Origin of the sequence: Dorea sp. D27 (assembly GCF_001185345.1) — a bacterium.
GTDB lineage: Bacteria > Bacillota > Clostridia > Lachnospirales > Lachnospiraceae > Extibacter.
In genome coordinates this window covers 597193-617341 of record NZ_KQ236744.1, presented here as the reverse complement: position 1 = coordinate 617341, position 20149 = coordinate 597193, and the positions used below count along the sequence as shown (strand labels likewise).

The 20149-nt window shown below is 52.6% G+C and carries 24 protein-coding genes and 1 pseudogene; 3 read left to right on the top strand and 22 right to left on the bottom strand.

Annotated features, from left to right (window positions below; translation table 11 throughout):
* Nucleotides 1-110: 110 nt before the first annotated feature.
* Entirely contained in the window at nt 111-2195 is a 2085-nt protein-coding gene (locus HMPREF0980_RS09400; protein WP_007037046.1) for a DNA topoisomerase 3, read from the bottom strand.
* Between the two features lie 78 nt (nt 2196-2273).
* On the opposite strand from HMPREF0980_RS09400, the gene HMPREF0980_RS09395 reads away from it, so the two are divergent.
* A complete protein-coding gene (locus tag HMPREF0980_RS09395; protein WP_004607960.1) occupies nt 2274-3026 on the top strand; it encodes a Shedu anti-phage system protein SduA domain-containing protein in 753 nt (250 codons plus the stop codon).
* Nucleotides 3027-3036: 10 nt separating this feature from the next.
* Here HMPREF0980_RS09395 and HMPREF0980_RS09390 read toward each other — a convergent pair whose 3' ends face one another.
* From HMPREF0980_RS09390 to HMPREF0980_RS09320, 16 genes and pseudogenes are all read right to left on the bottom strand, one after another.
* Complete coding sequence (locus HMPREF0980_RS09390; RefSeq protein ID WP_004607959.1) at nt 3037-3225, bottom strand: hypothetical protein; 189 nt, start codon at nt 3223-3225, stop codon at nt 3037-3039.
* Nucleotides 3222-3932 (bottom strand): DUF4366 domain-containing protein, encoded by a 711-nt coding sequence (locus tag HMPREF0980_RS09385; RefSeq protein ID WP_004607958.1) that lies wholly within the window; start codon nt 3930-3932, stop codon nt 3222-3224. Before HMPREF0980_RS09385 ends, HMPREF0980_RS09390 begins: the two co-directional genes overlap by 4 nt.
* Nucleotides 3925-4203 carry a DUF4315 family protein gene (locus tag HMPREF0980_RS09380; protein ID WP_004607957.1) on the bottom strand — a complete coding sequence of 93 codons (279 nt, stop codon included), beginning with the start codon at nt 4201-4203 and terminating at the stop codon, nt 3925-3927. The genes HMPREF0980_RS09385 and HMPREF0980_RS09380 overlap by 8 nt, the downstream gene beginning before the upstream one ends.
* A 38-nt stretch (nt 4204-4241) precedes the next feature.
* Entirely contained in the window at nt 4242-6311 is a 2070-nt protein-coding gene (locus tag HMPREF0980_RS09375; RefSeq protein WP_007037045.1) for a C40 family peptidase, read from the bottom strand.
* Between the two features lie 35 nt (nt 6312-6346).
* Entirely contained in the window at nt 6347-7306 is a 960-nt protein-coding gene (locus tag HMPREF0980_RS09370) for a DNA-methyltransferase (RefSeq protein ID WP_006876012.1), read from the bottom strand.
* Nucleotides 7303-9741, bottom strand: a complete 2439-nt coding sequence (locus HMPREF0980_RS09365) for a VirB4-like conjugal transfer ATPase, CD1110 family (protein WP_006876011.1) — start codon at nt 9739-9741, stop codon at nt 7303-7305. The genes HMPREF0980_RS09370 and HMPREF0980_RS09365 overlap by 4 nt, the downstream gene beginning before the upstream one ends.
* On the bottom strand, nt 9692-10093 hold the full coding sequence (locus HMPREF0980_RS09360; protein WP_007037042.1) for a PrgI family protein: 402 nt from the start codon (nt 10091-10093) through the stop codon (nt 9692-9694). The genes HMPREF0980_RS09365 and HMPREF0980_RS09360 overlap by 50 nt, the downstream gene beginning before the upstream one ends.
* A gap of 177 nt (nt 10094-10270) precedes the next feature.
* Nucleotides 10271-11140 (bottom strand): VirB6/TrbL-like conjugal transfer protein, CD1112 family, encoded by an 870-nt coding sequence (locus HMPREF0980_RS09355; RefSeq protein ID WP_002584320.1) that lies wholly within the window; start codon nt 11138-11140, stop codon nt 10271-10273.
* A 19-nt stretch (nt 11141-11159) separates the two neighbouring features.
* A complete protein-coding gene (locus HMPREF0980_RS09350; RefSeq protein ID WP_002569168.1) occupies nt 11160-11375 on the bottom strand; it encodes a Maff2 family mobile element protein in 216 nt (71 codons plus the stop codon).
* Between the two features lie 410 nt (nt 11376-11785).
* Entirely contained in the window at nt 11786-11956 is a 171-nt protein-coding gene (locus HMPREF0980_RS19125; protein ID WP_002569167.1) for a hypothetical protein, read from the bottom strand.
* Nucleotides 11943-12788, bottom strand: a pseudogene (locus tag HMPREF0980_RS09345) (VirD4-like conjugal transfer protein, CD1115 family); the annotation flags it as partial. The gene HMPREF0980_RS19125 and the pseudogene HMPREF0980_RS09345, both read right to left, overlap by 14 nt.
* 96 nt (nt 12789-12884) lie before the next feature.
* A complete protein-coding gene (locus HMPREF0980_RS09340) occupies nt 12885-13250 on the bottom strand; it encodes a hypothetical protein (RefSeq protein WP_007860222.1) in 366 nt (121 codons plus the stop codon).
* 77 nt (nt 13251-13327) lie between these two features.
* Nucleotides 13328-13501 carry a transposon-encoded TnpW family protein gene (locus HMPREF0980_RS09335; RefSeq protein WP_008978040.1) on the bottom strand — a complete coding sequence of 58 codons (174 nt, stop codon included), beginning with the start codon at nt 13499-13501 and terminating at the stop codon, nt 13328-13330.
* A 64-nt stretch (nt 13502-13565) separates the two neighbouring features.
* Nucleotides 13566-14429, bottom strand: coding sequence for an ATP-binding protein (locus HMPREF0980_RS09330; RefSeq protein WP_007860224.1), 864 nt, complete (start codon nt 14427-14429; stop codon nt 13566-13568).
* Nucleotides 14426-15175: a phage replisome organizer N-terminal domain-containing protein gene (locus tag HMPREF0980_RS09325; RefSeq protein WP_007860225.1), complete on the bottom strand. Its 750-nt coding sequence runs from the start codon at nt 15173-15175 to the stop codon at nt 14426-14428. The genes HMPREF0980_RS09330 and HMPREF0980_RS09325 overlap by 4 nt, the downstream gene beginning before the upstream one ends.
* Before the next feature lie 113 nt (nt 15176-15288).
* The gene (locus HMPREF0980_RS09320; protein ID WP_007860226.1) at nt 15289-15687 is read right to left on the bottom strand and encodes a cysteine-rich VLP domain-containing protein; all 399 of its coding nucleotides are present in this window, start codon (nt 15685-15687) and stop codon (nt 15289-15291) included.
* A 126-nt stretch (nt 15688-15813) separates the two neighbouring features.
* Between HMPREF0980_RS09320 and HMPREF0980_RS09315 the strand changes: the two genes are divergently transcribed.
* Both HMPREF0980_RS09315 and HMPREF0980_RS09310 read left to right on the top strand, forming a co-directional pair.
* Nucleotides 15814-16092, top strand: a complete 279-nt coding sequence (locus HMPREF0980_RS09315; RefSeq protein ID WP_005924829.1) for a type II toxin-antitoxin system RelB/DinJ family antitoxin — start codon at nt 15814-15816, stop codon at nt 16090-16092.
* Nucleotides 16089-16379 carry a type II toxin-antitoxin system YafQ family toxin gene (locus HMPREF0980_RS09310; protein ID WP_002596328.1) on the top strand — a complete coding sequence of 97 codons (291 nt, stop codon included), beginning with the start codon at nt 16089-16091 and terminating at the stop codon, nt 16377-16379. The genes HMPREF0980_RS09315 and HMPREF0980_RS09310 overlap by 4 nt, the downstream gene beginning before the upstream one ends.
* A 107-nt stretch (nt 16380-16486) precedes the next feature.
* On the opposite strand, the gene mobQ is transcribed toward HMPREF0980_RS09310, so the two are convergent.
* The 5 genes from mobQ to HMPREF0980_RS09285 form a co-directional block, all read right to left on the bottom strand.
* The gene (mobQ, locus tag HMPREF0980_RS09305) at nt 16487-17932 is read right to left on the bottom strand and encodes a MobQ family relaxase (RefSeq protein WP_008978041.1); all 1446 of its coding nucleotides are present in this window, start codon (nt 17930-17932) and stop codon (nt 16487-16489) included.
* A 187-nt stretch (nt 17933-18119) separates the two neighbouring features.
* On the bottom strand, nt 18120-18410 hold the full coding sequence (locus HMPREF0980_RS09300; protein WP_008791598.1) for a DUF3847 domain-containing protein: 291 nt from the start codon (nt 18408-18410) through the stop codon (nt 18120-18122).
* A gap of 28 nt (nt 18411-18438) precedes the next feature.
* Nucleotides 18439-18900: an RNA polymerase sigma factor gene (locus tag HMPREF0980_RS09295; protein ID WP_008791597.1), complete on the bottom strand. Its 462-nt coding sequence runs from the start codon at nt 18898-18900 to the stop codon at nt 18439-18441.
* A gap of 10 nt (nt 18901-18910) precedes the next feature.
* Nucleotides 18911-19363: a hypothetical protein gene (locus HMPREF0980_RS09290; RefSeq protein WP_008978042.1), complete on the bottom strand. Its 453-nt coding sequence runs from the start codon at nt 19361-19363 to the stop codon at nt 18911-18913.
* 103 nt (nt 19364-19466) lie between these two features.
* Nucleotides 19467-19880: an RNA polymerase sigma factor gene (locus tag HMPREF0980_RS09285; RefSeq protein ID WP_007860240.1), complete on the bottom strand. Its 414-nt coding sequence runs from the start codon at nt 19878-19880 to the stop codon at nt 19467-19469.
* Nucleotides 19881-20149: the final 269 nt, after the last annotated feature.

Here is a 20149-nt window from a genome sequence, read left to right as displayed (position 1 = left end):
AGAGGGTTTGGGAAACTTCCCAACAAGCAAAATCCCCGTCCGGCGCGTCAGCGTCGCAACGGGGATTTACGGAAGTGGGTACCCGCTTCCTATGCTTGCTATTCAAGTTTTTAGTTCTTCTGCACTTCGATACGGTAGTTGACGTATTTCCCGCCAGTGTCAGCCAGAACGATAGTTCCGTCGTAGGTCTTGCCTGTTTTCGGGGAGTAGAGCTTCTTCACATTCGCCTTGCCGGATTTAAGGAGCGCGGCGGCAATCTTCGCGGAAAAAGCGGTCTTGCGTTCCTCGAAAAAGCGGTCATTCTTCCACATGACAAAGGCACATTCTTTGTTGCTGCAATAATAGTTTTTCTTCCCCTCATGGACGGGGGAACCGCAACGGGGGCATTTGCCGACAGAGGGCTTTTCCTCCCGGAACAAATCCTTTTTCCCGTCCAGTGCTGCGGCGTGTGTCTGCACAAGCTCCCGCGCCATAGCTTCAATGCCGGACAGAAATTCGCCGGGGTCTGCGGCTCCCTTTGCTATCTGCGTCAGATTGTTTTCCCATTCTGCGGTAAGCTGTGGGGAAGTGAGTATATCCGGCAGAATACAGATAAGGCTGTTCCCGTTTTTGGTAGGGATAAGCTGCTTCCCCTTGCGCTCCGCAAAGCCGCCCTTTACCAGTTTTTCAATGACGGCGGCGCGGGTGGCGGGAGTGCCAAGCCCCCGGCGTTCCGCGTCCGGGTCGGTGTCCCCGTTCCCGGCGCGTTCCATAGCCGACAAAAGGCTTGCTTCGCTGTGGGGCTTCGGCGGCGTTGTGGTATGCTCCGTTACTTTTGCGGCGGGGTTAGGAAAGCCCTGTCCCTCGGAAAGCTTCGGCAGCGTCACGTCTGCATTTTCCCCGTCCTCCGCTTCGGGCTTATCTTTCAGCGTCGCCCGGTATCTGCGTTGAAGCTCTTTCCAACCCTCCGCAAGTACGGTCTTTCCCCTTGCGGTGAAGTCTGTCCCGGCGCATGAGAAAACCGCCGTAACCGCTTCATAAATATGCGGCTCGGCGGTGGCAAAAAGCAGACGCGCCCCCGCAAGGGTAAGGATATTCTTCTCGCTTTCCGGCAGCGCGTCCGGGTCAGCCTTTGCAAGCTCCATAGTGGGAATGATTGCGTGGTGGTCTGATACTTTTTTACTGTCTAATACCTTTACAACCTCCGGCGTGAAGTCCGCGCCCGCCATAAAGGGGAGTTTTTCGCAAAGCAGCGCGATAATGCCCGCTGCGGTGCCGCCCATGTCGTCAGTAAGAAAGCTGCTGTCCGTCCTCGGATAAGTAAGGAGCCGCTTTTCATAAAGGGATTGTGCAAGGTCAAGGGTCTGCTTCGCGGTGTAGCCGAAAATGCGGTTCGCTTCCCGCTGCAAAGAGGTAAGGTCAAAGAGCTTCGGCGGGGCTGCGGTTTTCTTCTCTCTGGTGAGGGAAACGCATACCGCCGTTTCCGCTTCGCAAGCCCCTTTCAGCGCGTCGGCTTCTGCCTTGTCGGAAATCCTCCCGCTTGCCGCTTCCGCGCCGGATAAATCAAGGCGCACATGATAATATTTTTCTTTCTGGAAATGGGAGATAGCCGCGTCCCGGTCGGTGAGCATTTTTAAGGTCGGGGTCTGGACGCGCCCCACGTTCAAGGTCTTTCCATACAGGCAGGAGAAAAGCCGGGTGGCGTTAATGCCGATAAGCCAGTCAGCCTTTGCGCGGCAGAGGGCAGACGCAAAGAGCGCGTCGTATTCCTGCCCGTCTTTGAGGGAAGCAAAGCCCGCCTTGATTGCCCCGTCCTCCATTGAGGAAATCCACAAGCGGCGCATGGGCTTCTTGCAGCCCGCCGCTTCGTAGACAAAGCGGAAAATCAATTCTCCCTCGCGCCCCGCGTCACACGCATTTACCACTTCGGAAACGTCGGCGCGGTGCATAAGCTCTTTTAGGGTTTTGAATTGCTTCCCCTTGTCCGGGTCAACGGCGTACTGCCATTCCTCCGGCAGAATGGGTAAGCTCTCAAAACTCCATTTTTTATATTGCTCCCCGTAGGCGGCAGCTTCCGCAAGCTGTACCAAATGCCCGACGCACCATGAAATGAGGCAGCCGCCGCCCTCGATATATCCGTCTTTCTTTTCCTTAACGCCAAGCGCGGCGGCGATAGTCTGCGCCACGCTCGGCTTTTCTGCAATAATCAGTTTCATTTTCTGTTCTCCTTTCGGTTGTTTTAGGTTTGAAATTGGTTTATACTTTAAGCATTACTATAAGAAACAGGTGACAATATGAAATCAATACATACTTTCGATGTTTTTGCTCCTACTGATGAACAGGAAGAAGCAATGAATAAAAAACGTGGCGGGCATTACAGGCGCGGTAAAAACAAAGAAATGGATTACTTTATTGAGTGTGCTACTTCGCTATTTCCCAACAACCATTATTCAAGGTTCACACCTATATATGATACGACAAAAGAGTTTTATCAACTGATTACTTCTTCCGATACAACAGAAAGAGCTATACTAAATTGGATAGCTTCTAATCGTGCATGGAATTATTTGTTTGGCTTATTACGGCATTATTACAGAACAGGACACCATGACGATAATTATATCTTTCCAGAGTTCAAAATCGGGTCGGCTTATGTGGCTGATTATCTGCTCATAGGTAATAGTTCAGACGGTTATCAATTTGTCTTTGTGGAATTAGAAGCTCCCAACGGGCGGATAACAAAAGAAAAAGGTACTCGTTTCGGGGAAGTAATCAATAAAGGGATTGAACAGGTTAGGGATTGGCAAATGTATATTGCTGCAAATTGGAATGTAATTGTAGCAGAATTGGAAAAGCACTCATTCTCCAATACAAAGTTACCCAGACAATTATACAAATATTGCCCTTATCAAATCTACTATGCTGTGATAGCCGGACTCCGTAAAGATTTTGAGAATATTCGTGATAGAAAGCTCCAACTGCAAAATGAAAATAACATAACACTTTTGCATTACGAAAATCTCATAGATGTTGCAAACGAAAATTAAAAGTCCATTTTCAGCGTTCCGGCTCACTTGCCTTTTTCTCCTGTACCTGTTTCAGACAGTAGCCCACACAAGGGAGCTGCCCTTTGTACGGACAGGAAGCGCAAGCCGGGGAATGGGGAACGGGCGGCGCATTGTCACGCCGCCCGCCCGGTCTTTGTATCATCATCTTTTCAAAGGGATTGTCGGTAAACAGGGTCATGCTTCCTCGTCCTCCTGTTCTTCATCAGAAAGCCCGTCCCCCTCGTCCGGCTCGTCCTCGTCGTAGTCGTCAAAATCGAAATCTTCAAGGTCGGTGCCGCCCTTGACGTTTTGCTTCGGCTTCATAAACTTAAAATAATAGAACGCGCCCCCGCCGCCAAGAAGTGCCACGACAAGGAAAAGCACAAGCCCGCCCGCATTGCCTTTCTCTTTGGGCAGCTCCGGCGGTTCCTCGGTTTCCGGCTCTGCTTCCTTGCCGCTGCAAGCGGTCATGTTGTCCTTGCAGACGGGGCAGCTCACATTTACCTTTCCGGCTTCGCATTTTTCGGTGCAACTGCAAACGGCGGGCGGGGCTGCTTCGGTGCTTCCGTCCTCCATAAGTGCTAAGAGGTCGGCTTCGTCCACTTGATTAAGGAAATGTACGGTGTTCTCGCCTTCGTCGTCCCGGTCAATGAGGATATAAAAGTAATTGCCGTTTTTGGTCGTTACGGTGATAAGCTGCTTGTTGCCGCCGAAATCGTCTACAAGGGTCGCGTTCCCGTCCGGGGTAAGGGGTTCTTCCTTTTGGGGTTCCTCGTAGACAACGCCGCTGTCGTTGGTGTCGTCCTCTCCCTCCGGGGTCTGTGCAAAAGCGGTGACGGAAAAGCCGCCCGAAAGCATAAGGGCGGCGCAAAGTGCGGTCAGTGTTCTAAGGATTTTCTTATTCATTCTCGGTGTCCTCCATTTCTTCGGTGTCGTGGTCTGCGGGTTCTGCGGGGTAGCCCGGCGCGGCTTCCATGCCCGGAATACCGCCCCCGGAAAGCATAGCGGAAAGCTCATGCGGGGAAAGGCGCATGGAGCGCACAAGCTGTACGATTTGCAGGTTTTCCGCTTCGGTTTTCTGCGCTTCAAGCCCCCTTAATTTATTCTGGTACTCGGTGATTTTCTCGCGGGTCTTTGCAATCTCCTTGTCGATACGTTCAATTTTGTTCATAGCCATCAATAAATTTCTCCTTTCAGATTTTCATTTTTTTGTTGTCAGTTCCAATTCATTAAGCCGTAGCCCTTGATACAGGAGTAATTGACGGGGTAGCTCTTTATCTTGCAGGCGTCGCCGGAATTGCCCTCGACGGTATAGACGCGCTCCCCGTCCGTCCCGATAACAAGCCCTACATGGTCTGCGCTCCCGTCCCCGTCCCAGTCGAAAAAGATAGCGTCGCCGGGGGCGATATTCTCATAGCCCCTCGCGCCCCATTGCCCGCGTGACTGGAACCAGGGTACGCCCTGTGACTGGCACCCGGCAAAGCGCGGCTCGCTTTTCCCGGCTTGATTGTAGCACCATGAAACAAAACAGGCGCACCATTCCACGCGGCTGTTAAATCCGTACCAGCTCCAAAAGGGTCGCCCGCCTACGTTGCCGACTTGCCGCTTCGCAAGGTCTACAACGGCGGTGTTGCCGGGGCGTGTGCCGTTTACAAGCTGTACGCCGCTTAAATCCTCGGACGCGCCCATATCGGGGGAGCCGCCGCCGAAAATCAGCGGCTTGTTTCCGCTTGTTTCCAGATAGACGCGGTACATTTCAAGCTGCTGTGGCGTTAGAAGTTCCTCCGCAATCTCGGAAATGGGCTTGTTCGTCAGCTTCACGTTGAGGATATGGTACTCGTAGGGTACTTCCTCGCTGGTCGTTTCCCCTGTTTCCGGGTCTGTGCTTGTTTCTGTGCGGTAGCGGATTTCCGTTTCTTCCGTCAGCGTCAAAGTGTACTGCATGGCAAAGACGCGGTTTAGTTCTGCCTGTGCGCTCTGCGGGGTGTAGGTCTGTAAAAGGGCGGTGAGGTAGGACGCTAACTCATGGGGGTTATGCCCGATACTGTCAAGGTCATAGCGGTATTCGTCATAGCCGGGGTGGGTGCTTTCGATATTGTCAATCTGCTGCTGAAGCTCGTTTTCCTTTGCGGCGTAATTATTTTCCGTCGCCACAAGGTCGCTGTCCTCCGACGTGTAGGAAGTCCCAAGTATGCCGTTCATCAAGCCGGAGAACATGGAGCCGCAAGAGGAAAGCCCCGCCGATACCATGATGAATAAGAGCAGCGCGGCAACGGCGATACATACGCCCGCCGGGTGCCGCCCTACAAAAGCGATTGCCTTTTTTGTTTCCTCGGCGGTCTTTTTTGCCGCCTTGCGGGTGTTCTCTGCGGCTTTCTGCGCCGTTTTTGCGCCGCCTTTCCTTGCCGACTTTGCATACTGCCGCTTGATTTGCTGCTTCTGCATGAAGCGGGAAAGGGGATTGCCCGCAATCTGCGGATTGTCATGTAGGGATTTATGGTACTGGAAATCCACATTCGCCTTGAACGCCGCTTTCTCTGCCTTTGCCGCCGCCCGGTAGGGTTTGAGCTTGTGGCTGCGGTAGCCCTCCTTGACTTTCCGCGTCCCGTACTTTGCGCCGCGCTCTGCCAGTTCTTCGGATTTGTGCGCCCCCTCAACGCCGGAATTGTCCTTTTCAACGGAATGTATCTTGTTGTGGACGAAAATACCCGCTTCCTGTGCGGGGCGGGATAGCGGGTTATTGTGGGGCTTATTCCTTCCTATGGGCTTTTCCTGTTCCTCAAAATGTAGGCGGGTCTTGCCTTTCCCGGTGGCTTCATCAAAGGTGCGCTCCCGTACAAGTTTCTTTTCTTTGGGGATAGCCGCCTTTGCCGCGTCCAGACGGTCGGCTGCTTTGTCCGATTTTCGGATATACCTTTCAAGCTCCGGCGTTGCCCGTTCCTCGTCGGTAAACTGCAAGCGGGAAGATTTTTCTTTTGCTGTGGCTTCTGCCTGTGCTTTCCTCGCCGCCTTTTTGCTCGCCTTTCTGGTACGCGCCCCGTCGATACGCTCCAAGACGCGCTCGGCTGCGGCGGTGTCCTGTTCCCGTTCTGCCCCCGGCGCATGGGGAAGCGGCGGCGCGGCGGCTGTGGGCGCGGGAGCTGCGCCGCCCGGTATGGTCTGCGCTGCCTGTTCCGGCGGCTGCGGTGCTTCGGTCTTTGCAAAGTCCGCGTCCCTTATCCGCTTGCTGATACGTTTCTTTTTCCCGGTGGCGGCGTTTACCTCGACAGCCCCCTCGCGGGTCATTTTCTGCGTGACTTTCTCACGCGCTCGATACTGTTTTATTTTTCTGTCCCTCCAATCCGCGCCCTTGCAAGGGCGCAATACTCGGCGTTTATCTCAATGCCTATATAATGCCTGTCAAGCTGCCTTGCGGCTGCTCCCGTCGTGCCGCTGCCGAAAAAGGGGTCAAGCACAACGCCGCCTTTCGGACAGCCCGCCTTGATACAGGTTTCGGCAAGTTTTGGCGGGAACGCGGCGAAATGCCCGCCCTTGTAGGGTACGGTATTGATAAGCCACACGTCCCGCCTGTTCCGCATGGTCGGCATGAGGGCTTCGTCGTAGTAGCTGCCGCTTCTCGCCCGGTTAAGCCCCTGTACTTTCCCCTGTCCGGGTACTTCGTCCGCATATTTCTGTCCCGCGCTGCGCCCGGTGCGGTACCGCGCCGCCGTTGTGGGGGCTAACGGCTCGGCTATGGCGGCTGCGTCATAGAAATATTTCTTTGACTTCGTAAGCAGAAAGATATGTTCATAGCAGCGGGTAGGGCGGTCTTTCACGCTCTCCGGCATGGGGTTTTCTTTCTGCCAGATAATGTCGCTCCGTAAATACCACCCGTCAGCGCGTAGGGCAAAAGCTAAAAGCCAAGGGATACCGATTAAGTCCTTTTGTTTGCAGCCGGAAACGCGGTTGTTTTTTGCAATCTGCTGTCCGTTTCTGCCTTTCGGGTTCTTCGGGTCTGCATGGTAGCCCTTGTTCCCTGTGCCGCAGTAGGTGTCCGCGATATTCAGCCAGAGCGTACCGTCAGAACGCAGTACCCGGCGCAGCTCGCGGAAAACCTCGGTCAGCCTGTCAATGTACTGCTCCGGCGTGTCCTCCCGCCCAATCTGCATATCAAGCCCATAATCCCTAAGCGCATAGTAGGGCGGGCTTGTGACGCAACAGTGTACGCTTTCCTCTGGAAGCTCCCGCAAGGCATAGAGCGCGTCCCGGTTGATGATGGTGTCAGTTTTCAGCCCGTTCATGCTTCGCCCACTTCCTCCGGCTTCGTCGTCATTACCCGGTAAAGCTCGGTGTCTTTCGGGAAGCGGTCTACAAAGGGCAGCACCACGTTCCCGTAGAAGATAAGCCCCTCGCCCGCTTCGGTGTGGGTGACATATTTCATCTGCTGCGGGGAGATGTTGAGCTGCTTCGCAAGGATAGCCCGGTCGCCCGCCGCCTGATTGAGCATGAGGACAAAATCAGAGTTTTCAAAGATATTCTCCACTTCGCGGGAAGCAAGCAAATCCTTGACATTCTGCGTAATGGCTGTGGGTATGCCGCCCCATTTTCTGAAACGCTTCCAGATTTCAACGGAATAGGCGGCGGTCTGTTCCTCTTTCAAGAGAAGATGAAATTCGTCCATAAAATACCGGGTGGATTTCCTTTCTGCCCGGTTGACGGTGACGCGGTTCCATACCTGGTCCTGCACAATGAGCATACCTAACTTTTTGAGCTGCTTCCCAAGCTGCTTGATGTCAAAGCAGACAAGGCGGTTGTTCAGCTCCACGTTGGTACGGTGGTTGAATACGTTAAGGCTCCCGGAAACATACAGCTCCAACGCCGCCGCAATACGCGCCGCTTCCGGCTCCGGCTGCTTCAAAAGCTCGTTGTAGAGGTCGCCCAAGATAGGCATTTTCTCCGGGTCGGGGTCTGCAAGGAAAGGGCGGTACACGTTCCTAACGGCGCGGTCAATGACGGTCTTATCGACGGGCTGCAAGCCCTCCTTGCCGCCTATGACAAGCTCGCAGAGGGAGAGGATAAAGTCGGATTTCAGCGCAAGGGGGCTGTCGTCCTCGCTGTAATTGAGGTTAATATCCATAGGGTTCACATACTGGGGCTTCCCGTCAATGCCCTTGCCCGTAGGGGATAAGCGTATCACTTGCCCGTCAAGCCGCTGCACAAGGGAAAAATACTCTGCTTCCGGGTCGCAGATAATTATGTCGTCGTCGGTAATGAGGAAAGCGTTTGTCATTTCCCGTTTGGCGGCAAAGGATTTCCCGCTTCCCGGCGTACCCAAGATTAAGCCGTTGGGGTTCTTTAGCTGCTTGCGGTCGCAGAGTATCATGTTGTTACTAAGGGCGTTTAAGCCGTAGTACAAAGCCGCGCCCGTCTGGAAAAGCTCCTGTGTGATAAAGGGGATAAAGATAGCGGTGCTTGACGTGGTAAGCCCTCTTTGAATGGGGATAAGGTTCTCCCCAAGCGGTACAGAGGACATAAGCCCCGCTTCCTGTTGGTAGTCAAGGCGGGTTAAGGCGCAGTTGTTCTTCTGTGCAATGCCCGCCGCCGCGAATACGTCATTTTCCAGTTTCCGCTTCGTGTCCGCCATGTTCACCACAAGGAACGTCAAGAGGAACATTCTTTCATTCCGGCTCTGCAAGTCCTGTAAGAGATTCTTCGCTTCGCTGCCGAAAGTGGCAAGGTCGGACGGTATAATATCCATGTCATAGCCGCTGCGTACCGCTTTCTTCTGTTCCTCGATTTTCATTTTGTCAAGGTCGGTAATCTTGCGCTTGATTGTCTTTATGGCTTCGGTCTGGTCGATACTGTGGATATGCAGATTGACGATAACGCCCGTTTCCAAGTCCAGAATGTCAGATAAGATACGGTCGTTTAATTCCGGCGCAAGGATTTCAAGGAATGAAACCGCGCCGATTTTGCGCCCCATGCGGAAATAACGCCCCTCGCCAAAACGGAAAGAGGACGGGGCGATAAAGTCCTTTGTGGAAAGCCCGGACGGGGCAAGCCATGAAAAATCAAAGGCAAACTGCCCGCCCTCCGGGTGGAAAATGCCATGCAGCATTTTAAGGCGTTCATAGCCTGTCATGGGGCGGGCAGACACGCCCAAGAGCTTAAAGTTGTTGAGTACGTCCGTTTCGATACGGGCAAGGCGGGATTTCGCCGCGCCCAGACTGTCGGCTTCAATGGCAAAGGTGATATATTTTGCTTTGACAAGCCCGTTGTTGCCCTTTGCAAGCTGGTTTTTCAGCATATCCCGGTATTCTGTGCGGATAGAATTGAAAGCGTCCTCCTGTGCCGGGATATTGACCGCCTTTTCCGCTTCGCCGCGCTGCGTCCCTTGATTGATGAAAGAAAGCTGCACCGAAACGGAAGCGTCAAAGTAGTTGAGGAAGTCGCACCAGTTCTCAAAAATGGCGGTCTTGTCGTCTGCCTGTGCAAGCTGATAGTTAATATCTTCAAAGGCGACGGTCTTTGAGTATTTCCGTCCCGTAACCTTGCAGATACCGTCCGGGTACATCTGGATATAGGGGATTGTCTGCTGCGCGGTGTGGGCTTTCCCGTCGCCCTTTGCCTGTCTGATGATTTCCGCAATCTGCTTTTTCTCGGCGCGGGTGAGCTTGCGGGGCGGGTTAGGCTTTGTGCTTCCCGCCGCGCTGTTTCTTCGTGTTTCCTTTTGCAATCGCTGATACCTCCTTTTCAAGTTTTCTCTGCCGTTCTAAGACGGAATAAAAGTTGTCTGTCCTGTATGGTCGTTCTTTGGGGGCTATGAATTTTGTCCGTATGATGTTCTTCACCACCACTTCAAGGGGCTGTCCATGCTTCTCATACATGGCAAAGAGGAAACAGGGCAGCATGACGGCAATCATAGCCATAGACGCAAGGCTTGTGCCTGTGCTGTCTTTGAGCAGAAAGAAAAGCGGCAAGCCGAACAGGAGAGCCGCCGCAAAACATACAATCTGCCGTTTGGTAAGGTTGAAAGCTACTTTTGTCTTGACTTTGGATAAGTCTTTGGGTACGGGTACATACGCCAAGTGAAAACCTCCTTTCTCTGGGTTTGGTGTTGCTGTAATTTTCCATAAGGGTAATCAAGGCAAAGGTCAATCTATGCCCTTTGCCCGCCCGTATTATATGGGGGTTATCCGCGTCAAGGTCGGGTCGTATTTTCGCCGCTTCGCTCTGAAAATCTCCACCCTGCCCTTGACACGCCGCTAATGCGCGGAGAATATCGACTTCGCCAGTGCGCCGGATTTGAACAGGGAGAAACAGAGGATAACGGTATAGGCTGCAAGGGAGAATATCGCGCTGTGCAGATTGTCCGCTATTATCATGTTGTTTACCAGAACCGCGTAAATGCCGACGCATATCATAATGAGGAAGCCTTGAAAACCGATAGCGAACAGGGATTTTAGGTAGTTGTTTCCTATCTGCCCCCATTCCCGGTTCGTCATAGTTGCAAACGGGATAGGCGATACCGAACAGTAAAGGTAAATTTCTATCATGCGCCCGTAGAGGATAACGGTTATCAGTACGGACATGATTTTCATGCACAAGCTCACAAGGCTTGTTTCCATGACAAGTAAGAGCAGTTCGGGGATTTCCATAGCGTCAAGCCCGCTCTGCATGGAAGCAAGGGCGGCGGCAACATCAATCTCTGTGCTGCCGCCGATTACCCCCGCCGCGCCGGAAACAACGTGCTGCGCCATATCGAACACCGCCATAGTAATGTCAAAGGTGTGCGTCACAAGGTAGACTGCCACAAACGCCTTGAACACCCACTTGAAGAACATGGAAGTGTCAACGTCGTGCATATTGTTCTTTTCCGTTACCATGCTGATAAGCTCATAGCATAGGACGTAGGTAATGACAAGCCCCGCAATGGGTACGATTACATTTTCACTAAGGGTCTGTATCATGGAGAATATATTTGCGTTCCACCCTTGCGGGGTCTGCCCTACCTCTGCGGCGATAGTGCCGACTTTTTCGTTTACGTCCCCGAACATAGTTGACAGATTACCGTTTATGGCTCCTATGAGGATTTCCTTTATCCATTCGTTAATCGCGTCAAGTATGCTCTGCATAAGCCTTTACCCGCGCTTCTTAACCGAACAAGCCGGAAAGCAGCGGTACAAGGGTCATGCCGATAAGGGCAACGCCGCCGCCCGCCATAAGCTGCTTCATGCCCTGGCTCTTTGCGCCCGGATTGTCATTGCCGTAGCCCTCCATCAGATTGATTACGCCCCAGATACCAAGCCCGGCTCCAAGTGCTACAACAAGGGTCTGCAAAACGTCTACTGCGCTATTGAAAAATGCCATAAATATATCCTTTCTGCCGCGTCTGCGGCTGTCCGGCAAGCGGACAAAAGGCGGTCAGCGTATGGTCGCCGCCGCACAAAAAACCGCCCTCTGGTAAAGGCGGCTGTCCCCGCGCTGCGTAAGTTCTGCGGCGCGGCGGTATTCAGTTGTAAGGGGTGCGGCTCCTGCCGCTGTGTACTGCGCCGGAAAGTGGGGGCGCGTATCATGTAGCCGGTATGGATAGATGTGATTGCTTCAATCGCTCCTTTCTGTGTTCCGCTGTGCTGCCGGACGTTTTTTTCAGACTTGCGGGAAGTGAATAGCTTGCGTAGCAAGGTGTTCGCTTCCCGCAAGTTCACAAAGGGGTAGCTGCCGCAAGGCAGCGTAGGGGAAGTGTAGCTTCCCCTGTCCCCCGGCGGTCTGCCATGCTGTCACTGTTGCGGGATAAGCCCCCGGCGCGTGACATACTCCGTTGCAAAACGGCGGTGTTCCGCTTCCTTTTCCCGCCAATACTCCCATAATGCAGCGTCGGCGGCTTCCGCAACATTCATTAAAAACCGTTCAAGCTGCTTTTGTTTTTCCTCTGCGCTACGTTTCCTCATGGTCTGCGTCCTCCTGTAAGTCTGCCGCGTCAAGCTCGTAATAGTCAAAAACCTCGTCGGGCTTGACAATGGCGGGGCGGCGTTTAAGGTGCTTTTCCATGTCAAAGGCGTTCTTCGGGTCTGCGTCGGACAGGTACTTGTATTTCGGGTGCTTCGTTATGTCGAATTTGTCCGAAAAGAACGGGCGCACCCCGCGTAGCTGCAAGATACATTTCCCTCCGTCCATGACTGCAATTTCATCTTCCGTCATAAGCTGCTTTCCCAATTTCTGATAGTTCAGCCCATGCGAAAGCTCCCGCCCCCTTGTTTCGGACGTGTTAAAGCTGTCTATCGTTTCTTTTCCTAAAATTTCCGATATTTCTTTAAGGGTGGTTTTCTCCTTGCCGCCCAAGAAAAGCGTGGTGTCGCAGTTGCCGACTATGGTATCGGCGTTGTCTTTGTAAATGGCTTTTAGCTGTGACTGGCTCTGCAAGATGATTGACGCGGATATTTCCCGGCTCCGTATCGTTGCAATGAGCTTTTCAAACTTTGGTATCTGCCCGATATTCGCAAATTCATCAAGTAAGCACCTAACATGGACGGGAAGCCGCCCGCCGTATTCATCATCTGCCTTGTCACAAAGCAAGTTGAATAGCTGTGTGTAAAGGATTGAAACGACAAAGTTAAAAGTGTCGTCGGTGTCGCTGATGATGACGAAAAGGGCGGTCTTTCTGTCGCCTATGGTGTCAAGCTCCATTTCGTCGGTTTCCATAAGCTCCCGCAGCTCCTTAATGTCGAATGGGGCTAACCTCGCGCCGCATGAGATAAGTATGCTTTTTGCGGTCTTGCCAGAGACAAATTGTCAAGGACTTTTTAATCAAATTCACAAAAAATCTACAAAAAAAGGTGCCAGAAGCATTGTATGGCTCCTGACACCTCGTTTGATAGATTACATTTTTCCGTTCAGCAGGTCTTTGCAGAGATACGCATAGTCTGGCAACTGGTTGATATATGACTCCCAGCGCCGCTTGATTTCGGCCAATTCCAGCGGGTCGGCTGCTTCCAGTGCATGATCGTTGCCCGTCATATACAAAACATCCGTAGCAACATCGTCCAAACACCTGCCGCAGAGATCGGCGGCTGATTCTATCCTGATACCGGTATCCACATAAAGCGGATTTACGCCAATCGTCAGCCAGACATAGCCCACCTTGTCCGACCAGAGCAGTTCAAAATCGGGGCTTTGCCGCAGATGTTCCGCAAAGACTTCCTTTACTCGCTCAATTTCATGTTTCTCTTTTTCTGTGTAAAGCATTTTTGTGTCCTCCTTGACAAAAATTTTGGTGCATACCATCATCAGTTTAGCACAAGGCGGCTTCGTTTATCAGTCTGTCACATCTGCTGAATTTCATTTTTGAGCATACGCTTGATTTTATCGCTCATGGTTTCTGTGCTGGTATTGCTGAAATGGACATGAACCTTGTAGGTCGTCTTACCGATTTTCTTTACCATCGCCGGCGTGTTTTCCGGCGCTCTGGACGCAGTAACGGCGTCTGCCACCTGCATAGTACGGGGTTCTTTGTTCATGGCGCTCCTTTCTCCGAACGGGTCTGTGCCGCCCGGTAAAAAATCAGTCGTGCTTACTGTTTACAATGTCTTTTGCTGTCTGTCGGGTAGCACCGGCATTTTCTTCCCGAAAATTCTTCCCGTCAAAGAGGATCGGCGCACACCGTTCCAAAATACGGTCATAGATACGGGCGTGGGCCAGATCAGGCGGGTTTTTCAGCTCGGACAGTTTCAAGTTTGTTGTGATAATCATGGGTCTGCGGCTGCGATAGCGGCTGTCAATGACGAAAAACATCTGCTCCATAGCATATTCGGTACTGCGCTCTACACCCAAATCGTCAATGATAAGCAAGTCATACTCATCAAAGCTGGCAATAAACTCCGACCTGTCCTCAGCGAACATCCCGGTCAGGCGGTTCAGAATGGTGGGAAAGTTCGTCATCAGCACCGGCACATCCTGGTCAAGTAGAGCGTTGGCAATACATCCGGCGAAAAAAGACTTGCCGGTTCCCACATCTCCAAACAGCAAAAGCCCGATATTGCTCTTATATGCCTCTTTCCAGTTCTCCACATAGGCATGAGCCTTGTCCATCAATGGGTTTTGCCCGTTATCATTGGAAAATGTGTAGTCGTACAGATAACGGTCTTGCAAGCCCTGTGCCTTTCGGCGTTTGATACGCTCCATACGGCGCTGCCGTTCTTCAGCAGCCTTGCGCTGCTCCTCAGCTTCCCGCTGGCACTGGCAGATGCAACGCGGCATAAAGTAGCCGGATTTCCCAAAGCATGGCACAACGGTCTGCCTCTGGCCGCCGCATTTCTTACAGTGAATGAGCCCGTCTGACAAGTCTATATACTCGTCCTCAGCCAATTCCACACCGGCAGCTGCCTTGTCGATGAACGCCCGGATTTCTGCGGTAATCTCAATCATACAGTTTCATCCTCCTTTACGCTGTAATCCCGGTTGCGTGAGGGTGTGACAGTTTTTTTAGCGTCCTCACCGGCCCAGCGCCGGATGGTCGCTGCATGGCTCTGATAACGCTTGCCGGTAGAAGCCATGTACTCGGACAGTTTTTCGATGTACTGTTCCCATACAGCAGGAAAACTGGCCTGCAAGTCAGCCAGTTCTTCATCCGTCAGGAAAATATTCTGGTAACGGCCATAGGTGTGGGAAGGGTGCCCCATTTCAGGGCGTACCTTCTCTATCTCTCTCTTTATCTTTATCTCTTTCTCTAACTCTATCTCTATCTCTGGTGGACGAATGTCGGACAAATGTCCGCCACTTGTCCGGAGCGCAGAAAGAGCCTTATTTTGAAGCCTTGCAGCCCGCTTTCGCTCAGCCTCGGTAGAGGACTGGCCGATTAAAAGTTCGATGTTGCTCATGTAGAATGTGCCGCTGTCCAGCACTTCCACAAGACCCAGCTTCAAAAAGATTTGCAAGGCTCTCTCCACAGTGCCGATCTGCTGGCGGGTGATGGTGGCGATTATCTGCGCCGTGTAAGGAATGTCCTCGTCAAGCTGGAGCCGCCCGCCATGTTTCAGCGATTTCAGATACAGCTTGAGCAGAATGTTAGAATACAGCACACCGTCCTGCATACTTTCCAGCAGCACGATAGAATCATCGTCAAAATAGTTTTCTTTGAGTTTCAGGTAATAATATTTTCGATTGTCTGACATAGGGTTCCTCCTTGGGGATTCTCTTGGGATTCTGTACGCATTTTAAGGCTATTTTAGGAGTCAGAGGATAAATCTATCAGCCTGCCTTTGACACCCTCGAAAAAAGCCTTGATTTACAAGGGTTTTTCAGCCCCTAAAGCGTGACATTTCTCCCGTTGTTTCCGCTTGCGCTTTGCGGCGTTGATCCGCTTCATGCGCGCGGCACATTCCGGGCAATATTTGGCCCTGTTAGAACCGGGGGTAAACAGCGCCCCACATACAGCGCATTTCTTAGCATTCAGTCGGTGGAACAGCGCCGTTTCCAGTTCCTTATCCTGCGGCAATACCGCCGCCCGAAACCACCTGCACAACAGGGAGTAGGAAATGGACTGGACACAGATGCATTCCTCCCCATCGTCCAGGGCGATACAGTTTCCGTCAATGTAGTTACAGCACTCATGCACCAGCCTCCGCGCTCTGCGGTACTGGCGGTAATCCATGACAGGGATAGGTTCAGTCTTGTTGTTCTTCATAAATGATTTCTTTCATAAAGCGTGTAACCTCCTCGAATGAATTTATTGTTAAATATTCGTGCAAAGTATTGTTTTCTTCGTGCAAATGGCATATACTATAATTGCCAGCAGAAAGGGGTTGATCGTATGGCTGGAAATACCACAAACATCAGTATCCGCATGGACGCAGATTTGAAAGCGCAGGCGGACGCACTGTTTACTGAACTTGGCATGAACCTGACTACGGCGTTTAACATCTTTGTGCGCCAGTCGCTTCGTGAAGGCGGCATTCCCTTTGAGGTAAGGCTGGAACAGCCGAACAAAGAAACGGTTGCTGCCATGCTGGAAGCGGAAAGGATTGCAAAAGACCCGTCTGTAAAGGGCTACAATGACCTTGACGAGTTGTTTGCTGACCTGAAAAGATGAAAGAAACCAAATATACCGTCAAGTACACGACCAGTTTCAAAAAAGACTACAAACGAGCCATAAAGCGTGGCTTGAAGATTGAGCTGCTGGAGCAGGTCGTAGCATTGCTGGCAATGGGCGAACCGCTGCCGGATAAGAACCGCGACCATGACCTGTCCGGCGATTGGGCAGGCCATCGGGAATGTCATATTCTCCCGGACTGGCTGCTTGTCTACCGCATAGAGGATGATGTTCTGGTGCTGACGCTGGCCCGCACCGGCACACACAGCGACTTGTTCGGCAAATAAACAGTCTGCCGCCGTATGGGGAAACCTGTACGGCGGTTTTTCTGTATGCAAAGGTATGTCGTGAAACGCGACACACTTGACAGGGGTACGCCAAAACGCGGTAGCCTTTACCGCTCCGGCCCACGGTCGTGAGACTTGTCCCTTTCCTGTCGGGACAGCTGCTCGGCGGTTTTGCGGAGCCGTTCCACTGCTTTCAAATCCTCCCTCATGGATTTCATGGCAAGCGTGTCCGTCTGCTTTCCGGCGGTCAGCTGGTCGATCTCCCGCTGCCATGCCTTCGGGGTGATCCCCTCGCCGCTGTCTTTCAGTTCTTTCAGATACCAGGCTGCTGCGTCATACAGGATCAGTTCCCGGCTGTGGCGCTGCTCAAACTGTTCCCGCTTTTCCGGCTTTACTTTGGCAAGCTGTTTGTGGATGGGCTTGTACTGGTTGTACTGTTCCCACATCTCCCCGCGTTCGGTAAGAATGGCGATCCGGCGCTCAGCCTTGACAATCTTTCCGCGAAGGTCATAGTAACGGCTGTTCATATCAGCGATTTTTTCATGAAGCTGCTGCATAGACTGGATGCCGTTTGCCTGTAAAAAGCTGAATAGTGCAGCGCTTTCCTGCAAAGCCCGGATTTTGCCGGTGCGGGTGCGGGGAGTGTTCAACTGCTGCTGGGCCTCCCACAAAGCAGTCAAGCTGCTTTGCTGTGTTTGTGGTTTTTCCGCTTCGTCTTTCGACCAGCGATAAAGACGGGTAATGCGGGCTTTAATTTCTTTCAGCAGTTTGTTGTCGGCGACGATCTGTCGGTTTACTTCCCCCTTGTCGGTGCGGATACCGCGCTTTTCCATTTGGCTGGCAGCTGGCCCCAGATGGACAGAGGGAATTTTATCAATGCCCTGCCGCTTGTAACTGCGGTGGTCAATGCGCTCCGGTCTACCGGCAGATTCCAGCGCCCGGTTGGTGTAGGCTGTCCACGCTGCCCGCCAAATCTCCACATTTCCTTTATCGTTCCAGTCGGTCGTATCCTCCCGATGATTTTTCCAGCCGCCTTTCCCATCCGGGATACGCTGTCCATTCTCGTCCAGATCGTATGCCTTGCGGCACTTTGCGCCCCACTGTCCGTTTTCTTTCAGAGGCCGGAGCGTCAGCATGATATGGACATGAGGGTTGCCGGTTCCCTTGTCATGGATGGCAAAGTCGGCGCACATTCCTTTGTCTACAAAATTGTCCTTCACATAGGCACGCACAAGGGCAAGCTGTTGTGCGCCGGACAGTTCACGGGGCAGGGCTGCTTCAATCTCGCGGGCAAGCTGGCTGTCCCTTGCTTTCTCGATTTGCTCCACGCTGTTCCAGAGGATAGAACGGTCTGCAAATTCTGGCGGGGCGTGGGCAGGCAGCATGATCTCCGCATGGACAATGCCGCCTTTCCGGGTGTAGTCGTGGGTCATTCCATCCCATTCATTTGTCAGCTTGGTTCCGCTGCGGTAAGCAGCTGCGGCAACGGCAGAACGGCCTGCGCTGCGCTTGATGATACTGACGGGGATATGACAGAAATCTATGGGGAACACCTCCTTTCAGTGAGGGGGATAGCAGGCTCTGTGGAGCCGGACAAACGCAAAGCGGGTGTTTGGCTGCGCAGAGCGCACAAGGGGTTTGGGGAGCGTAGCTTCCCATCGCGGACGAAGTACGCAACGCCCCCGGCAGGGCGCACAGCACCGGCAACGGTGTATAAGTGCGCCCTTGTAAACAAGGGACTTATGGCGTGTCCCCGGATTTTGGCAGGTTTGCAGTCAATTCCGCAGCCCCCGGAAGATGGGACAGGGCAATCAGAAATGTTTTGACCTCTGCGCCGGAAAGGTTGGAGGCCAGCGGAAAAATACCCTCCAAAATGGCTCCGCGCTCAATCAGGCGGCGGGTGCGAACCCTGCGTTCTTCGTTCCGTTGCTTGTTCTCCAAAATCTTCTTGCGGTTTTCAAGCTGTCGGATCTCCTTCAGGACTTCCTCCCGTTCTTCTTTTTGGGTTTGGGCTGTATTTTTTTCGTTCATGTCATGCACCTCTTTTCTTTGAAAACGCTCATAGATTGACCGTCCATTTCTGACGCGCAAAGTACCGGCGCAGCCTCCGCAGTGCGGCATGGATGGATTTTCCCGCCTGTGATGGTGTGATACCCTCCATTGCGGCAATATCTTTCACTTTCATACCCAGCATATAGCGGGCGTGGACACGGCGAGCCTGCATAGGCGGCAGGGAGGAAATGGCTTCGTACAATCGCCGTATCAGTTCTTCGTATTCGGCTAATTCTTCTTTTTCTATCAGATGATCCTCCGGCGATGGCTGCGCCCAGCCGATGGCGGCATTTTCGATTCCATCGTTACAATCGAGGGAATAAAACGCCTTATACCGGAACATCTTGCGATCTCTGGCGGCCTCGGCTCTCTTGTCCAGAAGAAACGCTTCGACGATCTCATCGGACACCTCCACAAAAATGTCCTCTTTGCAAAATGGATAATATTGTTTGAGATTGATGGTCTGCATAGGCACGCCCTCACTCTGTTTGAAAAAGGTCATCATAGCAGCGGCGCATATTCCGCAGACCCCGGCGGATGGCAACGCTAACCTTGCTGCTGTGGACGCCCTCTATCCGAGAGATTTCCGGCTGCTTGATACCAACAATGTAGTAGGCGTGAACACGGCGGGCCTGTGTCGGAGTGGCATGAGCCAGAGCCACCGGCAGAGCTGCAATCAGGTATAGGCGGGTGGTCATTTCTTCTCGTTCCAGCAAAATATCTTCCGGCGATCTGCTGTGTTCCAGTGCGTAATTTTCCAGCCAGCTGTATGCGTCCAGAGAGTAGTAGGCGCGGTGGTAGACTTTCCGACGCTCATAGTTCTCCATCTCCCGCTTGGCCTGATACATCGCTGCCCATACCTCGTCCGTAACATCCACAAACTCGTCATGCCGGTAGTGGGGATACATCCACCGCAGATTGATTGTTTTCATAGGCTTACCTCCTGAAAATCGGAGAGGCGGGCAGCTCGTCCGCTGTCCGCCCCTCGCTGAGATAAGGGAAATGATCCCTTTCACTTGGTAGCCAGAAAACAGGTCATTCGTTAAGCCTGTTTTCAAAGAAATTTATAAATTTTTTTCTGACTGCCTCCACACTTTGATAAACAGCCACTTTGGAGCAGCCGCACAGCACACCGATCTCTGCAAGGCTCAGCCCGTCAAGCGCATAGAGCAGGAACCGGCGCCGCTGGGCCTCGGTACAGGTGTCCAGAACAGCCATCAGCTCATGCAGCGTTTCCATGCGGCAAAGGTATTCCTCCGGCGTTTCGCCGTAGACCCCTACACCCTCGGTGGTAATGATGTACTCGTCGAACTCCCGGCCATCCCAATGCCGCCGCTGTTCATGGAACAGGTTCTCCGTTTTATGATCGGCCCGGTCAAGAAATTCATAGACTTCCAGCGTAACCTCCACGGCCACAGCTTGTCCGTTATAATTGATGGTAACTTCCATCTGCCTTTCCTCCATTCAGATTTTTTTGGTAAATCTGAATGGGGCGGCGGAGAACGGCACTGGGGCCAAGGTTCGGGCCATGCTGACCCGATGTTACGGCCCCACAGGTATGAAAAAACGCCCGGACAGCAGAAAGCTATTCGAGCGCAAAAACTCCAATATTCACTTACAGAATGACAATTTTCGCACCGGCTGCCAGACGGGGCCTGTTCGTTGACTGGGCTTTTTTTGACGGTAGTGAAATATCGTCTGAATTTGTCGGCGGTCAA

Excerpts from the sequence above, each read along its gene's own strand:
- HMPREF0980_RS09335 (WP_008978040.1), bottom strand. The coding sequence starts at position 13,501 with ATGCAGGTGGCAGACGCCGTTACTGCGTCCAGAGCGCCGGAAAACACG.
- HMPREF0980_RS09390 (WP_004607959.1), bottom strand. The coding sequence starts at position 3,225 with ATGACCCTGTTTACCGACAATCCCTTTGAAAAGATGATGATACAAAGA.
- HMPREF0980_RS09310 (WP_002596328.1), top strand. The coding sequence starts at position 16,089 with ATGAAAGAAACCAAATATACCGTCAAGTACACGACCAGTTTCAAAAAA.
- HMPREF0980_RS09395 (WP_004607960.1), top strand. The coding sequence starts at position 2,274 with ATGAAATCAATACATACTTTCGATGTTTTTGCTCCTACTGATGAACAG.
- HMPREF0980_RS09350 (WP_002569168.1), bottom strand. The coding sequence starts at position 11,375 with ATGGCATTTTTCAATAGCGCAGTAGACGTTTTGCAGACCCTTGTTGTA.
- HMPREF0980_RS09320 (WP_007860226.1), bottom strand. The coding sequence starts at position 15,687 with ATGAAGAACAACAAGACTGAACCTATCCCTGTCATGGATTACCGCCAG.
- HMPREF0980_RS09315 (WP_005924829.1), top strand. The coding sequence starts at position 15,814 with ATGGCTGGAAATACCACAAACATCAGTATCCGCATGGACGCAGATTTG.
- HMPREF0980_RS09290 (WP_008978042.1), bottom strand. The coding sequence starts at position 19,363 with ATGAAAACAATCAATCTGCGGTGGATGTATCCCCACTACCGGCATGAC.
- HMPREF0980_RS09385 (WP_004607958.1), bottom strand. The coding sequence starts at position 3,932 with ATGAATAAGAAAATCCTTAGAACACTGACCGCACTTTGCGCCGCCCTT.
- HMPREF0980_RS09380 (WP_004607957.1), bottom strand. The coding sequence starts at position 4,203 with ATGGCTATGAACAAAATTGAACGTATCGACAAGGAGATTGCAAAGACC.
- HMPREF0980_RS09300 (WP_008791598.1), bottom strand. The coding sequence starts at position 18,410 with ATGAACGAAAAAAATACAGCCCAAACCCAAAAAGAAGAACGGGAGGAA.
- HMPREF0980_RS09370 (WP_006876012.1), bottom strand. The coding sequence starts at position 7,306 with ATGAACGGGCTGAAAACTGACACCATCATCAACCGGGACGCGCTCTAT.
- HMPREF0980_RS09400 (WP_007037046.1), bottom strand. The coding sequence starts at position 2,195 with ATGAAACTGATTATTGCAGAAAAGCCGAGCGTGGCGCAGACTATCGCC.
- HMPREF0980_RS09340 (WP_007860222.1), bottom strand. The coding sequence starts at position 13,250 with ATGCTTTACACAGAAAAAGAGAAACATGAAATTGAGCGAGTAAAGGAA.
- HMPREF0980_RS09375 (WP_007037045.1), bottom strand. The coding sequence starts at position 6,311 with ATGACCCGCGAGGGGGCTGTCGAGGTAAACGCCGCCACCGGGAAAAAG.
- HMPREF0980_RS09295 (WP_008791597.1), bottom strand. The coding sequence starts at position 18,900 with ATGCAGACCATCAATCTCAAACAATATTATCCATTTTGCAAAGAGGAC.
- HMPREF0980_RS09325 (WP_007860225.1), bottom strand. The coding sequence starts at position 15,175 with ATGTCAGACAATCGAAAATATTATTACCTGAAACTCAAAGAAAACTAT.
- HMPREF0980_RS09330 (WP_007860224.1), bottom strand. The coding sequence starts at position 14,429 with ATGATTGAGATTACCGCAGAAATCCGGGCGTTCATCGACAAGGCAGCT.
- HMPREF0980_RS09355 (WP_002584320.1), bottom strand. The coding sequence starts at position 11,140 with ATGCAGAGCATACTTGACGCGATTAACGAATGGATAAAGGAAATCCTC.
- HMPREF0980_RS19125 (WP_002569167.1), bottom strand. The coding sequence starts at position 11,956 with ATGAGGAAACGTAGCGCAGAGGAAAAACAAAAGCAGCTTGAACGGTTT.
- HMPREF0980_RS09285 (WP_007860240.1), bottom strand. The coding sequence starts at position 19,880 with ATGGAAGTTACCATCAATTATAACGGACAAGCTGTGGCCGTGGAGGTT.